This is a genomic window from Thiomonas sp. (assembly GCF_054608695.1).
Genome location: NZ_JBTRXV010000022.1, coordinates 36029 through 49322, shown reverse-complemented (window position 1 = coordinate 49322; position 13294 = coordinate 36029). Strand labels below are relative to the sequence as shown.

13 protein-coding genes and 1 pseudogene are annotated in these 13294 nt (G+C 64.2%); 9 read left to right on the top strand and 5 right to left on the bottom strand.

Features of this window, described 5'->3' with window-relative positions; all coding sequences use genetic code 11:
* The first annotated feature begins 256 nt into the window (after positions 1–256).
* From ACYCUK_RS09935 to ACYCUK_RS09925, 3 genes and pseudogenes are all read left to right on the top strand, one after another.
* Positions 257–1690 carry an aldehyde dehydrogenase family protein gene (locus ACYCUK_RS09935; RefSeq protein ID WP_461594610.1) on the top strand — a complete coding sequence of 478 codons (1434 nt, stop codon included), beginning with the start codon at positions 257–259 and terminating at the stop codon, positions 1688–1690.
* A gap of 80 nt (positions 1691–1770) precedes the next feature.
* Positions 1771–2532, top strand: coding sequence for an SDR family oxidoreductase (locus ACYCUK_RS09930; protein ID WP_461594609.1), 762 nt, complete (start codon positions 1771–1773; stop codon positions 2530–2532).
* Positions 2533–2828: 296 nt separating this feature from the next.
* Positions 2829–3808, top strand: a pseudogene (locus tag ACYCUK_RS09925) (IS110 family transposase).
* Positions 3809–4306: 498 nt separating this feature from the next.
* On the opposite strand, the gene phhA reads toward ACYCUK_RS09925, so the two are convergent.
* Genes phhA through hppD form a run of 3 tightly spaced genes read right to left on the bottom strand, consistent with a single transcriptional unit; the run spans position 4307 to position 7183 of the window.
* Positions 4307–5206 (bottom strand): phenylalanine 4-monooxygenase, encoded by a 900-nt coding sequence (phhA, locus tag ACYCUK_RS09920; protein WP_461594608.1) that lies wholly within the window; start codon positions 5204–5206, stop codon positions 4307–4309.
* 14 nt (positions 5207–5220) lie between these two features.
* On the bottom strand, positions 5221–6027 hold the full coding sequence (locus ACYCUK_RS09915; protein WP_461594613.1) for a transporter substrate-binding domain-containing protein: 807 nt from the start codon (positions 6025–6027) through the stop codon (positions 5221–5223).
* Between the two features lie 52 nt (positions 6028–6079).
* A complete protein-coding gene (gene hppD / locus ACYCUK_RS09910; RefSeq protein ID WP_461594607.1) occupies positions 6080–7183 on the bottom strand; it encodes a 4-hydroxyphenylpyruvate dioxygenase in 1104 nt (367 codons plus the stop codon).
* Positions 7184–7319: 136 nt separating this feature from the next.
* On the opposite strand from hppD, the gene ACYCUK_RS09905 reads away from it, so the two are divergent.
* Positions 7320–7808, top strand: a complete 489-nt coding sequence (locus ACYCUK_RS09905; RefSeq protein ID WP_461594606.1) for an Lrp/AsnC family transcriptional regulator — start codon at positions 7320–7322, stop codon at positions 7806–7808.
* A gap of 25 nt (positions 7809–7833) precedes the next feature.
* Here the strand turns inward: ACYCUK_RS09905 and ACYCUK_RS09900 are convergent, their stop codons facing one another.
* Complete coding sequence (locus tag ACYCUK_RS09900) at positions 7834–8493, bottom strand: GNAT family N-acetyltransferase (protein ID WP_461594605.1); 660 nt, start codon at positions 8491–8493, stop codon at positions 7834–7836.
* Positions 8494–8724: 231 nt separating this feature from the next.
* On the opposite strand from ACYCUK_RS09900, the gene panD reads away from it, so the two are divergent.
* The 5 genes from panD (at position 8725) to erpA (ending at position 11967) form a co-directional block, all read left to right on the top strand.
* Positions 8725–9072: an aspartate 1-decarboxylase gene (gene panD / locus ACYCUK_RS09895; protein ID WP_461594612.1), complete on the top strand. Its 348-nt coding sequence runs from the start codon at positions 8725–8727 to the stop codon at positions 9070–9072.
* Between the two features lie 290 nt (positions 9073–9362).
* Entirely contained in the window at positions 9363–9791 is a 429-nt protein-coding gene (gene rplM, locus ACYCUK_RS09890; RefSeq protein ID WP_112487905.1) for a 50S ribosomal protein L13, read from the top strand.
* Between the two features lie 9 nt (positions 9792–9800).
* The gene (rpsI, locus tag ACYCUK_RS09885; protein ID WP_112487904.1) at positions 9801–10193 is read left to right on the top strand and encodes a 30S ribosomal protein S9; all 393 of its coding nucleotides are present in this window, start codon (positions 9801–9803) and stop codon (positions 10191–10193) included.
* Positions 10194–10433: 240 nt separating this feature from the next.
* Entirely contained in the window at positions 10434–11492 is a 1059-nt protein-coding gene (gene argC / locus ACYCUK_RS09880; RefSeq protein WP_461594604.1) for an N-acetyl-gamma-glutamyl-phosphate reductase, read from the top strand.
* 91 nt (positions 11493–11583) lie between these two features.
* On the top strand, positions 11584–11967 hold the full coding sequence (gene erpA / locus ACYCUK_RS09875) for an iron-sulfur cluster insertion protein ErpA (protein ID WP_461594603.1): 384 nt from the start codon (positions 11584–11586) through the stop codon (positions 11965–11967).
* Positions 11968–12066: 99 nt separating this feature from the next.
* Here erpA and ACYCUK_RS09870 read toward each other — a convergent pair whose 3' ends face one another.
* Positions 12067–13272: an anhydro-N-acetylmuramic acid kinase gene (locus ACYCUK_RS09870; RefSeq protein WP_461594602.1), complete on the bottom strand. Its 1206-nt coding sequence runs from the start codon at positions 13270–13272 to the stop codon at positions 12067–12069.
* Between the last annotated feature and the right edge of the window lie 22 nt (positions 13273–13294).

Genomic DNA, 13294 nt, shown 5'->3' with positions numbered 1-13294 from the left:
TGTGTGCGCTGCTGGTGCTGAGCCTGCCGGCGCGCGACATCGACCGCTGAAACACTCGGCTTTCGCGCAAGCTGCGTGCAATCGGCGGCAGCGTCGCGTAAATTGCGACTGAATGTGTGGGGCGCGGCCACAAAGCCATGGAGCAAGCCGTGACAACAACCCCAGTGACGTACACCACCATCGCTGGCGGGTCCGTTTGCGGCAATAGCCGTGTAGTGGAGCTAAAGACGCTTGGCGCCGATCACGGAAGACAGGCATGAAGCAGCATTTCATCGGCAACCAGTGGGTTGCACCCTCGTCCGGGGATGCCATTCCGGTCATCGACCCCTCGGACGGCCAGCCTTTCGAGTCCCTGGCACGCGGCAATGCGAGCGATATCGACCAGGCGGTGGGGGCAGCGCGCGCCGCCTATGAGGGTGCGTGGGGCCGCCTGAGCGCGGCCGAGCGTGGACGTCTGCTGCAAAAACTCGCGCAGAAAATGCTCGACCATGCCGAAGAGCTGGCGCAACTCGAAGCGCGCGACTGCGGCAAGCCGCTCAGGCAGGCGCGCGCGGACGCAGCGGCGGTGGCCCGCTACTTCGAGTTCTATGCCGGTGCGGCTGACAAGCTGCACGGCGAGACCATTCCCTATCAGAACGGTTACACCGTGCTCACGATCCGCGAGCCGCATGGCGTGACCGGCCACATCATTCCCTGGAACTACCCGCTGCAGATTTTCGGGCGCAGCGTGGGCGCGGCGCTGGCGGCGGGCAATGCCTGCGTGGTCAAGCCGGCTGAAGATGCCTGCCTGTCGTTGCTGCGGGTGGCCGAACTGGCGGCGCAAGTGGGTTTTCCTGAAGGCGCGCTGAATATCGTCACGGGCTATGGTCAGGAAGCGGGCGATGCGCTGGTCAGGCATCCCGGCATCGACCATGTGTCATTCACCGGCTCGCCCGCGATCGGCAAGCTGGTGGCATGCGCCGCGGCGGAAAACCACACCCCGGTCACGCTGGAGCTGGGCGGCAAGTCGCCCCAGATCGTGTTTGCCGATGCCGACTTTGAGGCCATGCTGCCGGTGGTGGTCAATGCCATCGTGCAAAATGCCGGACAAACCTGCTCGGCCGGCAGCCGCCTGCTGGTGGAACGCAGCGCCTATGAAGAGGTCGTGGCCCGGCTGTCTGTGGCCTTCGGCAAGCTGCGCGTGGGCCCCGCGAGCATGGATCTCGATTGCGGGCCGCTGATCCGCCAGACCCAACTGCAGCGGGTCGTCGGCTTCTTGGAGGAGGTGCGCCGTGATGGTTTGCCAATCACGAGCCAGGGTCAGGTCGTGGCCGAAGCACCGAAAACCGGGTTCTACCAGGCCCCAACGCTGGTGCGCGACGTGCCTCCCGGGCACCGGCTGGCCCAGGAGGAAGTGTTCGGTCCGGTGATCGCCGCCATGCCGTTCGACGACGAGGCGCATGCCCTGCGGCTCGCCAACGGCACCGCCTACGGCCTGGTCGCAAGCGTCTGGAGCCGTGATGGGTCACGCCAAATGCGGCTGGCGCGCAAGCTTCGCTGCGGACAAGTATTCATCAATAACTACGGTGCCGGCGGCGGCATCGAGCTGCCCTTCGGCGGCGTCAAGGCCAGTGGCCATGGTCGCGAAAAGGGCTTCGAGGCACTCTACGGCTTCACGGTGCTGAAAACCATTTCCATCAAGCACGACTGAGGCAGTGCGATGTCCAGCACCCGCTCAACCGGCGGCCGCGGGTAGCGCACAATTCTTGCATTTCACCAGAAGACATTTTCATGCGACTCAAAGACAAATCCATCATCGTCACCGGATCGGGCGGTGGTATTGGCGAAGGCATAGCCCGGCGGCTGGCGGCCGAGGGTGCCCAGGTCATCGTCAACGACATCAATACGTCGATGGGAGAGAAGGTCGTGGCCGGGATCAACGCTGCGGGCGGCACGGCCTCGTTCTTTGCGGCCGACGTCACCAAGTCAGTGGATGTCAAGGCGCTGGTCGATGCCGCTCGGCAGCGCCACGGCAAGCTTGACGTGATGGTCAACAACGCGGGCTGGACGCACCGCAACCGTCCGGCGCTCGAAGTCAGCGAAGACGAGTTCGACAAGTGCTATGCGGTCAACGTCAAAAGCATTTACCTCGCAACCATTCATGCCACGCCGTTGTTTCGGGCCCAGGGTGGTGGTTGTTTCATCAATATTGCGTCGACGGCTGGTGTTCGTCCGCGGCCGGGACTGACCTGGTACAACGGCTCAAAAGGCGCCGTCATCACCACCTCGAAGTCACTGGCAGCCGAACTCGGGCCCGACAACATCCGCGTCAATTGCGTCAACCCGGTGTTCAACCCCGACACCGGCTTGTCCACCGAGTTCGCCGGCGGTCCGCTGGATGAAGAACGCAAGGCCAGATTTCGCGCCAGCATCCCACTGGGGCGTTTTTCGACAGCTATGGACGTGGCCAACGCCGTGCTCTACCTGGCCAGCGACGAAGCTGCCTTCATCAGCGGTGTCTGCATCGAGGTCGATGGCGCACGCTGTGTCTGATGCGCGGTGATAACGTAAAGTCAGCAGAATAAAGTGCTGGGAAAAGACAGACTTTATTTTGCTTCGACGGACTTTATTTCTTCCGATCACTGTTCCTACAGTCAAAACACGTTCTGTTGCCGTAGGGAACGAAAAGTTTAAAACCTGTCTCGACGCCGAATCGTGGGCTTTCCTAGTCATCATGGTCGCCAACAGGCAAGGCGGGGGTCGACCTCCTGCCGATTCGCAGGTTGCACGCAAGCGTGCCGAGCTACATGCTGTGAGCGAGTCATCAGCACCTGTTGAGGAGGCCGACCATGGGCGAGATTAGCAAGGTTTACGTGGGACTGGACGTTCACCAGGAATCGATCGCGATTGCCCAGGCGGCAAGCGGTCGTGAGCCGGCGCGGTTGATCGGAGAGATCACCCACGACGTGAACCGTCTGGTCAAGAAGCTGCGGCCCCTGGGCGATCCCGCCCAGGTTCACGTGGTCTACGAGGCGGGGCCGACGGGCTATGGGCTGCAGCGCAAGCTGCAAGCCCTGGGCTACCCGTGCGAGATCATCGCGCCATCGCTGATTCCGCGCCGTGCGGGCGATCGAGTCAAGACCGATCGGCGCGACTGCCTGCGCCACGACGTTCGTTACCCGGGCAAGACGCATGGACCAAGACGTTCGGGCGCTGGCTGGCAACCCTGGGCTTCGATGCGGTGGGCAGCCAGATCGCCTTCACCGAGTACTGCCTGGCCGTGCAGGCGTGCGATGCCAGGGTGGAGCGGCTCAGCATGTCCTTGCTGCAAGCCATCCAGGGCTGGCGGTTCGAGCGCGTGGTCAAGGCGCCGTGCGCGCTGCGCGGCATCGACGTGGTCAGCGCCATAGAGCTGGTGGCCGAGATCGGCGACATCGCCCGCTTTGATCATCCGCGCAAGCTCATGGGCTATCTCGGCCTGGTGCCATCGGAGCGTTCCAGCGGCGAGCGTGTGAACCGCGGGCCGATCACCAAGAGTGGCAACGCGCATGCGCGACGCTTGCTGACCGAGGCGGCCTGGTGCTACCGCTTCAAACCGCGCGTGGGCTACCAGGCGCAGCGCCGGCAGGAGGCGCTGCCCGAGTCGACACGTGCCATTGCCTGGAAGGCGCAACTGCGTCTGAGCGAGCGCTACGCCAAGCTGCGGGCGCGTGGCGTCACGCTCAACAAGGGGTGCGTGGCGGTGGCGCGGGAGTTGGCCGGTTTCGTCTGGGCCGTGGCCTGCAACGCGGCGGCTCACCCCATGCAAGCCCCGAGCGCAGCAGGTTAAGCCATGAAGACGAGCAGCAGATCGATCCGGCGATGCGCCGTGGCCCCCGACAGGAGGAATCCTCGAGCCTGTTATGCCGGCATTCAACATGATGAGTGATCCGCGCACCCAGAGCGAGGCAGCCTCCGCGACGAATCGATGAATGGTGGTACCCAGCCCACGGATACGAGCTTGATTCATCGCCGCGCCTTGCCACGGCGCATCACCCGATCGATCTGAGTTTTGACGATGCATAGCTCTGCAGCACTTGACATTGGCGACCATACGAACTGGCTGTTGAAATACCTCGCGTCACGGCTGTGCGCCATAGAAAAAGCCCATGACCAACCGATAAAGGCGGCCTTTTCTGCCTCTTGACGGGCCTTCAAGCGCTCCCGAGTGCCATGGCGATAGCTTGAAGCCCTCAACGTGGTTTGTTTCTCTCAAGGAAACGCAGGGCCGCCCCAAGCTTCCTTGACCCCCACGGGGGGCGGGCCGGCGAGCCGACCCTGGGGGCGCTCAGGAGGCGCCAGCATCCGGCGCGATGTCGTGCTCGCCCGGCAGCACCGTGCCGGGGGCAATGTCGGGCTGGGACGCGGCCCGCAAGTACAGCGGCGTGAAATCCGGCGCGGTGGCGTCGAACAACTGCGCGAAGCTGTCGATGACGAAATACGTGGCCTGGTAGTCGTCGATGCGATAGCGGCTGCGCAACAGCCGCGGCACATCGAACGGCAGGCGCCGTGGCTTCGGGCTGTGCAGGCTGTACTCCACCTCGCCGCCCGACGACAAAATGCCCGCGCCGTAAATGCGCAGACCCTGCGCCGAGCGGATCAGGCCGAACTCCACCGTGTACCAATACAGCCGCGCGAGGTATTGCAAGGCGTCCAAGCCCTCGGCCTTGAGGCCGCCGGCGCCAAAGGCCTGCATGTAGTCGGCGAAGGCCGGCTCGAACAGCAGCGGCACATGGCCGAACAGGTCGTGAAACAAGTCGGGCTCGACGATGTAGTCGAACTCCTCGGGCTTGCGCAGCCACACCGTCACCGGGAAACGCCGGCTGCTGAGCAGACGGAAAAACGCATGCTCGGGAATCAGCCCGGGAACCGCCACGATCTCCCAGCCCGTGGCTGCGCGCAGCCGCAGGGTGATGTCGGCAAACCGCGGAATGCCGTCGGCCGCGGCCAGATGCCCGAGGGCGTGCAAAAACTCCTCGCAAGCCCGTCCAGGCACCAGCGCCATCTGCCGCGCGTAAAGTCGCGCGAACAGCGCATGCTCGGCCGGCGTGTAGCGCTCCCAGTGCTGATCGCAGGTGTAGTCCGCATGGGCCTGGGCATAGTCGCCCCGCGGCGTGATGCTGGCCTCGCCATAGATCACGGGCGTGGTTGCAGCTGCGACTTGGTCACGCGCTGACGAGGTTTTCATGCTGATTCACACCTTCAGCCGAGCCATTTGTTGACCACGGTTTTGAATTCGCCGGAGCGAATTTCGAGGTTCAACCATTGGTCGACGAAGTCCTGAAAGGGAAGATCGTTGCCTGGGATCAGGTAGGCCTTCTCGCCATAGGTGAGCGGGTGGTTGGGGTTGACAGGGCACAACTGCGGATGCAGTTTGTGTTGCAACAGGGTCTCGGTTCCATCCGTCACCATCACATCGGTCTTGCCATCGACGAGTTGCTGAAAGATGGTGGTGTTGTCCGGATAGACGATGACCTCGGCGTGCTGCAAATGGTCCTTGGCAAACTGAAAGTTGGTTCCACCCGGATTCACGATCACACGCACATCGGGTTGGTCGATCTGCTGCAGGGTCTGGTACTTGTCCGCGTCGGCGCAGCGCGCAATCGGCGTCTTGCCGTCCACCATGTAGTGCGTGCTGAAGGCCGCCACTTTCTGCCGCGCCAGGGTGACCGAGATGCCACCCATCGCGATGTCGCATTTGCCCGCAATGAAATCCTGCATCAGTGTTGGCCAGGTGGTCTTGACGAAATCAACCTTGACCCCCAAAGCCTTGGCCAGCAGATGCGCCTGATCGATGTCGATGCCGACGTAGCTTCCATCCGGCTGCAGGTCGGTAAAAGGGCGATAGTCGCCGGTGGTGCACACGCGCAGCACCCCGCTTTTCTCGACGCGGCTCAGGGTGGAACTGGTGGAGCTGGGTTCGGCAGCGGCGGCTGTCAACGCGGTGAACGCGAGCCCAGCAGCCAAGGCGGCTGCCACCCTGGCGGCCAGGCGCCGCCAGGTTTCGATCTTCGCCATGCATGTCTCCTTGTTGTTTGCCGTTGATGTTTTGGCGAATTGATTATGCGGCACTTGGCAGCACGCCGCGCCGCATCTGGTCGAGTTCGATGCTCTCGAACAGGGCCTTGAAGTTGCCTTCGCCGAAGCCCTGATCGCCCTTGCGCTGGATGATCTCGAAAAAGATCGGGCCGATCACGGTCTGGGTGAAGATTTGCAGCAGCAGGCGCTTGTCGGGCTGCGTGGTGCCGTCGAGCAGGATGCGGTCGGCGCGCAGGCGGTCGACGCGCTCGTCGTGGCCGGGCAGGCGCTTGTCGAGCAGTTCGTAATAGGTGTCGGGGGTGTCGAGGAACTGCACGCCGGCGGCACGCAGGCCTTCCACCGTGGCGTAGATGTCATCGCTGGCCAGGGCGATGTGCTGGATGCCCTCGCCGTGGTAGAGGTCCAGATACTCCTGGATCTGGCCGGCCTTCTCCTGGCCTTCCTCGTTGATGGGGATGCGGATCTTGCCGCAGGGGCTGGTCATGGCCTTGCTTTTCACGCCGGTGACCCGGCCCTCGATGTCGAAGTAGCGAATCTCGCGGAAGTTGAACAGGCGCGTGTAGAAGTCGGCCCACTCGCCCATGCGGCCGCGGTGCACGTTGTGCGTCAGGTGATCGATCTCGATCAGTCCCGCGCCGGCGTGTTCGGCCGAGGCGCCATCCAGCGGCACGAAGTCCACGTCGTAGATGGAAATATCGCCAATGCCGCCCTGGCGCCCATCCTTGCCGCGCCAGCGGTCGACGAAGTAAATGACGCTGTCGCCGATGCCTTTGATGGCCGGGATGTTCAGCTCCATCGGCCCGCTGTGGGCGTCGAAGCCCCAGGCGCCCAGGTCTAGTGCGCGCTTGTAGGCGGCGGCTGCGTCGTCCACGCGAAAGGCAATGGCGCAGATGCTCGGCCCGTGCAAGCGGGCGAAGCGCTGGGCGAAGGAATCGGGCTCGGCGTTGACGATGAAGTTGATGCCGCCCTGGCGCCACAGCGTGACGTTCTTGTGCCGGTGGCGGGCGATGGCCCTGAAGCCGAGTTGGGCGAACAGTGCGCCGAGCTTTTCGGGCTCGGGCGCGGTGTACTCGACGAACTCGAAGCCATCGGTGCCCATCGGGTTGCTTGCAGTCGCAGCGGTCATGCGAATCTCCGTGAATACATCCGTTTTGTGCTATGCACTGTAAGCTGGACCAGGCGCACTTTTCTGGCGTTCTTTGGCTTATTCTGGCGGATATGCGCGAATAATCTGCGCGTTAACCGTCAAGCACGCATGCATCATGCAAACCATCAACCTGGATACTCTAGACCGTATCGATCGCACCCTGCTCAACCTGCTGCAGCGGGACGCGCGTTTGACTCAAGAACAGTTGGCCGAGCAAGTCGGGCTGTCTGCGTCGGCCGTACAGCGCCGCGTCAGGCGCATGGAGCAAGCGGGGATCATCCAGGGCTACCACGCCGCGGTGGACGCGCGCAGGCTGGGCCTGGATCTGAGCGCCATGCTCAGCGTGCGCCTGGAAAAGCACCGCGCCGAAAGCCAGCGCGCGCCGCTGGAAAGCTTTCGCGCCGCGGTGGAAACCTGGCCCGAGGTGGTGGAATGCCTGGCGCTGACCGGGGAGATGGACTACCTGCTGCGGGTGCATGTGCAGGACATGGAGCATTACGCCCATTTCGTGCTGCAGACCCTGCTCAAGCACGAGAGCGTGGAAGACGTGAAGTCCAGCTTCGTGCTGGCCCAGATCAAGCCCTATGCAGGCATTGCCCTTTAGAACAACGCTGAAAGAGGCTCTGGCTTCAAGCAGGCTGCGGGCGATGCAGGCCGAGCTTGATGGCGAAGTCGATCTGGCCCGTGGCGTTTTCCACCCATTCGTCCAGATGGCTGAACACGCTGTGGTGCGGCACCTTGAGGCAGGCCTCGGTTTCGCTGCCGGCCACATGCACCTCCATGCCGGCGCGGCGGGCGATGCGCATCATCGCCGCGTTCTGCGTCAGGCATTGCATGGTGAGGGTTTCGATGCCGCGGTTGCGCGCGAACATCGCCGCGCGTTGAAACAAGCGCGTGCCGATGCCCTTGCCACGTCCGCTTTGCAGCACCGACACGCCGATCTCGGCCTGGGAGGGCCGCGCCGGGTCGCAGGATATGGCGATGTGCGCCGCCGCGATCAGCTCCAGCTTGCGGCTGAAGACGCCGAAGATTTCATCGCGAACGAAATCGATGCGGTTGATGTAGACGCAAATTTGCGTGTCGCTCGCGGCGTAGCCGAAGCGCAGATAGCGATCGTCCTCTCCCAGCGCCAGGAAATGCGCCCGCAGTTCAGCCACGTGCTCCATGCCAATCGCACGAATGGGAACCGTCGCTTGGCCTTGCTGGTTGAAATACGGCAGAACCTGCACATCGGCATCAGGCGGCAAGTCGGGTTGCGCCAAAGGGGCCTGCTCATGGATGGGCATCATGCGTTCGCTTCGGTGATGCGAAGCCTCGATATATTGCAATGCACCAAATATAGGCTTGTTACGGCGGAATGCAAGTCCGAGGGCTATGCACGAGCGGACGTCCTAGGATGGTCGCCGTTCCGCCAATCGACGCTTCTTAGGGGCCTGCCGCTGCCCCGCCCCATCTCCTTCGGCCATTTTCCCTCTGCCATGCTCCTTTCCACCGCACCGACCGCAGCTCCTGCCCGGGTGATGTTGCGCGCCAAAATTCACCGCGCCACACTCACCGGGGCCGATCTGCACTACGAGGGCTCTTGCGGCATCGACCAGGCGCTGCTGGACGCCTGCGACATCATCCCCGGCGAGCAGATCGAGATTTACAACGTGACCAACGGCGCGCGCCTGAGCACCTACGCCATCGCCGAGCCCGCCGGCAGCGGGCGCATCACCTTGAACGGCTCGGCGGCGCGCCACGCCGCCATTGGCGACCTGCTCATCATTTGCACCTACGGCCCGATGGACGACGCCACGGCGCGTATCTTCCGCCCGCGCATCGCCCTGCTGGATGCGCGCAACGGCATCGCCTCCATGAAGACCTGAGCACTGCTGCGGCAGCGACCAGCCGCCGGCGCGGGCAACGCCAGCGTCATTTCTGCCCTGGGCAGCGGTTTCCAGCTTAGAATGCGTAGTTCCGGTTTTTTCGGCCGCCGGAACCATGGCCCCAGGGCCATGCCGCACGACCCGCAGTATTCACGCAGAATCCGCCCTCTCCGGAATCCGCCAGTGCAGCATGGATCCATTCCCAAGAAACCCGAAGACCCTGTGAGAGAGCCTGCCGCAGCATCCGAGCAGGACAAAAGCGCCACAACCCAGTGAATGAACCCACATCCATGAAAACCTTCAGCGCCAAACCGGCCGAAGTGACGCATGAGTGGTTTGTGATTGACGCGACGGACAAAGTCCTCGGCCGTGTCGCCAGCGAAGTGGCACGTCGTCTTCGCGGCAAGCACAAACCCATTTATACGCCTCACGTCGACACCGGCGACTTCATCATCGTCGTCAACACCGCCAAGTTGCGCGTCACCGGCAACAAAGCGGAAGACAAGATTTATTACCGCCACACCGGTTACCCCGGCGGCATCTACGCCACCCGCTTCAAGGACATGCAGGCCAAGCACCCCGGCCGCGCCCTGCAGTTGGCGGTCAAGGGCATGCTGCCCAAGGGCCCGCTGGGCTATGCCATGATCAAGAAACTCAAGGTCTATGCCGAGGCGGAACATCCGCACACCGCGCAGCAGCCCAAGAGCCTGGACCTTTAAGGAGCGGCCATGATTGGAGATTGGAATTACGGCACCGGCCGCCGCAAGAGTTCTGTGGCCCGCGTGTTCATGAAAAAAGGCAACGGCAACATCACCGTGAACGGCCTGGCGCTGCAAGAGTATTTCGGTCGCCAGACCTCCATCATGGTGGTCAAGCAGCCGCTGGTGCTGACGCAAAACGAAGCGCTGTTCGACATCAAGGTGAATGTGCGCGGTGGCGGCGAGTCCGGTCAGGCCGGCGCGGTGCGCCACGGCATCACCCGCGCGCTGATCGACTACGACGCGGCGCTCAAGTCGGCGCTGTCGAACGCTGGTTTCGTCACCCGCGACGCCCGCGAAGTGGAGCGCAAGAAAGTTGGCTTGCACGGCGCGCGTCGTCGCAAGCAGTTCTCCAAGCGCTAAGCAGCAAGCCCGGAACGATCGAGGCGCCAGGTTTCTTCGCCTCGATCCAGAAAAGCCCGTCCACGAGACGGGCTTTTTCATGCTTGCCCTGTTTTCGTTCCGGCCGCGCGTGAACCCAAGAACTTGAATCGTCCGGCGCCGAGTAAATTCCACAAACCTGGCAGCACACAGATTTGAGCCCGGTGCGGCGCCCGCCGCCGCCCGTTACCATGACAGCCCTCGACATATGGAGGTGATGGGATGAGCGCGGTGCGGATCGGAATCGTTGGCGGCACGGGCTACACGGGTGTGGAATTGCTGCGCCTGCTGCTGCGCCACCCGCAAGCCGAGCTGCTCGCCATCACCTCGCGCAAGGAAGCCGGGCAGCCCGTGGCCGACATGTTCCCCAGCCTGCGCGGCCATACCGATCTGCGCTTTTCAACTCCCGACGAGGCACCGCTGGCGCAGTGCGACCTGGTGTTCTTCGCCACCCCGCACGGCGTGGCCATGAACCAGGCGCACAGCCTGCTGGCCGCCGGGGTGCGCATCATCGATCTGGCCGCCGACTTCCGCCTGCGCGACACCGCCGCGTTCGAGCATTGGTACGGCATGCCGCATGCTTGCCCGGATTTGCTGGCCGAAGCCGCCTACGGCCTGCCCGAACTCAACCGCGAGGCCATCCGCAAGGCGCGCATCGTCGCCAACCCGGGTTGCTACCCCACCACGGTGCAGATCGGCTTCGCCCCGCTGTTGCGCACGGCGGGGCTGGTGGACGGCGCGCACCTCATCGCCAATTGCGCGTCAGGCGTCTCGGGCGCTGGGCGCAAGGCGGAACTGGGCAACCTGTTCGCCGAGGCCGCCGACAATTTCAGGGCCTATGGGGTGAAGGGCCATCGCCACGGGCCGGAAATCAATCAGGAGCTGCGCCGCATCGCCGGCCTGGCCGACGCCGACGCCAGCCTGAACTGCCTGTTCGTGCCGCACCTGGCGCCGATGATTCGCGGCATGCACAGCACCCTGTATGCGCGCCTCACGCCCGAAGGGCAAAAGCTCGATTTGCAGGATTTGTACACGCGCTTTTACGCGAACGAGCCCTTCGTCGACGTACTCCCCGCAGGAAGCGCGCCGGATACCCGCAGCGTGCGTGGCGCCAATGTGTTGCGCCTGGCGGTGCACAAACCCACGCCCGACACCGCCATGCTGCTGGTGACGCAAGACAATCTCACCAAGGGCGCCTCGGGCCAGGCGGTGCAAAACATGAACCTGATGTTCGGCCTGGCCGAGACCACGGGGCTGGATGGACTCGCGCTTCTGCCCTGAAGCGCCCCCGAGGCCTGCGGCGGGTTTTCACACCGCCCACGCTGGCTCGGGCAGTTGCGGCCTAAAATAAGAGCGTATCCAGGAGAAAACCATGAGCGCAGTCATGCAAGACAGCATTGCCCCTTCAGCCGCCACGGCCGAGATGCCCAGCCCGCTGCTGTTCACCGACAGCGCCGCGGCCAAGGTCAAGGAACTGATCGACGAGGAAGGCAACGCCGACCTCAAGCTGCGCGTGTTCGTGCAGGGCGGCGGCTGCTCCGGCTTCCAGTATGGCTTCACCTTCGACGAAGCGGTGAACGACGACGATCTGCAATTGGCCAAAAACGGCGTCACCCTGCTGATCGATGCGGTGAGCCTGCAATACCTCACCGGCGCCGAGATCGACTACAAGGAAGGTTTGGAAGGCGCGCAGTTCGTCATCAAGAACCCCAACGCGACCACCACCTGCGGTTGCGGCTCGTCGTTCTCGACCTGAGTCCAGAGTTTTTTCCTTGTGCGCTTTGTGCGCTGAAAAGCCGCCTTCGGGCGGCTTTTTCGTCGGCGCCGTGTTTGCGCTGCTGCGAAAGCTTGGCGCTCAGGCCGGGTAGATGGCGCCGAGAACCCGCAGCCCGCGCGCGCCGGTGACCTCGGGCACATTACCCGGCAGCCCGGCCAAGGTTTGCGCAGCGAGCCAGGCGAAGGCCGCCGCTTCGACCTGCTGCGGCGGCAGGCCGCGTGTGGATGACGCCAGCACGTCGACCCCGGGAAGCTGGGCGCGCAGCCGGCGCATGAGGTCGGCGTTGAAGGCGCCGCCGCCACACACCAGCAGGGTCTTGGCCGCAGGCAGATGGCGGTGCAGGGCTTGCGCTGCGCTTTGCGCCGTGAGTTCGGCCAGCGTGGCCTGCACGTCCTGTGGCGCGGCGGCGTGCTCGGCCATGGGCGCGGCGTGCATAGCCAGCTCCAACCATTGCAACTGGAAATGGTCGCGCCCGGTGCTTTTCGGCGGTGCGGCCTGGAAATGCGCGTCGGCCAGCAAGGCCTGCAGCAGGCCCGGCAATACCGCTCCGCTGGCTGCCCAGGTGCCGTTGGCGTCGTAGTCCTGGCCCAGGTGGCGCAGCGCCCAGGCGTCGAGCAGGGCGTTGGCGGGGCCGCTGTCGAAGCCGGTCGTGTGACCCTCGGTGTCGATCAAGGTGAGGTTGGCGATGCCGCCGAGATTGAGCACGGCCAGGGCTTCCTCCGGCTGCCAGAATACGGCGCGGTGGAAGGCCGGCACCAAGGGCGCGCCCTGGCCACCTGCGGCCATGTCGCGGCTGCGAAAGTCGGCCACCACGGCGATGCCGCAGCGCTCGGCCAGCAGCGCCGGGGCGTTGATCTGCACGGTGTAGCCGCAGTCGGGCCGGTGGCGCACGGTCTGGCCGTGGGCGCCGATGGCGGCAATCTGCGCCGCCTGCAGGCCGGTGGCCCGCAGCAAGTCGGCCACCACCTCGGCATACAGCGTGCTGAGCTGGACAGCGGCAAGATGGGTGCGGTGGATTTCGTCCGCGCCCGCTTGATTCAGCGCGGCAAGCTCGGTGCGCAAGGCCGCTGGGAAAGGGCGGTGAGCATGGCCGAGCACGCGCAGCGGTGGCGCGGCGACCTGCGCGGCGTGTTGCGGAACGGGCCCTGTGTGGACGGCCTGGGCAGCCTGAGCCTTGGGCAGTTGCAGCACCACGCCATCGACCCCGTCGAGCGAGGTACCCGACATCAGGCCAATGGTGAACTGCATGAGTTGCGTGAGCTGCGAGCCGCGCGGCTGGGCCATGCAAGCGGCGTCCCTGGGGTGG

What these genes read in the sequence shown, in the direction of transcription:
- ACYCUK_RS09935 (WP_461594610.1), top strand. Translation starts at nt 257, where the DNA reads ATGAAGCAGCATTTCATCGGCAACCAGTGGGTTGCACCCTCGTCCGGG.
- ACYCUK_RS09930 (WP_461594609.1), top strand. Translation starts at nt 1,771, where the DNA reads ATGCGACTCAAAGACAAATCCATCATCGTCACCGGATCGGGCGGTGGT.
- phhA (WP_461594608.1), bottom strand. Translation starts at nt 5,206, where the DNA reads ATGAAAACCTCGTCAGCGCGTGACCAAGTCGCAGCTGCAACCACGCCC.
- hppD (WP_461594607.1), bottom strand. Translation starts at nt 7,183, where the DNA reads ATGACCGCTGCGACTGCAAGCAACCCGATGGGCACCGATGGCTTCGAG.
- ACYCUK_RS09905 (WP_461594606.1), top strand. Translation starts at nt 7,320, where the DNA reads ATGCAAACCATCAACCTGGATACTCTAGACCGTATCGATCGCACCCTG.
- ACYCUK_RS09900 (WP_461594605.1), bottom strand. Translation starts at nt 8,493, where the DNA reads ATGATGCCCATCCATGAGCAGGCCCCTTTGGCGCAACCCGACTTGCCG.
- panD (WP_461594612.1), top strand. Translation starts at nt 8,725, where the DNA reads ATGTTGCGCGCCAAAATTCACCGCGCCACACTCACCGGGGCCGATCTG.
- rplM (WP_112487905.1), top strand. Translation starts at nt 9,363, where the DNA reads ATGAAAACCTTCAGCGCCAAACCGGCCGAAGTGACGCATGAGTGGTTT.
- rpsI (WP_112487904.1), top strand. Translation starts at nt 9,801, where the DNA reads ATGATTGGAGATTGGAATTACGGCACCGGCCGCCGCAAGAGTTCTGTG.
- argC (WP_461594604.1), top strand. Translation starts at nt 10,434, where the DNA reads ATGAGCGCGGTGCGGATCGGAATCGTTGGCGGCACGGGCTACACGGGT.
- erpA (WP_461594603.1), top strand. Translation starts at nt 11,584, where the DNA reads ATGAGCGCAGTCATGCAAGACAGCATTGCCCCTTCAGCCGCCACGGCC.
- ACYCUK_RS09870 (WP_461594602.1), bottom strand. Translation starts at nt 13,272, where the DNA reads ATGGCCCAGCCGCGCGGCTCGCAGCTCACGCAACTCATGCAGTTCACC.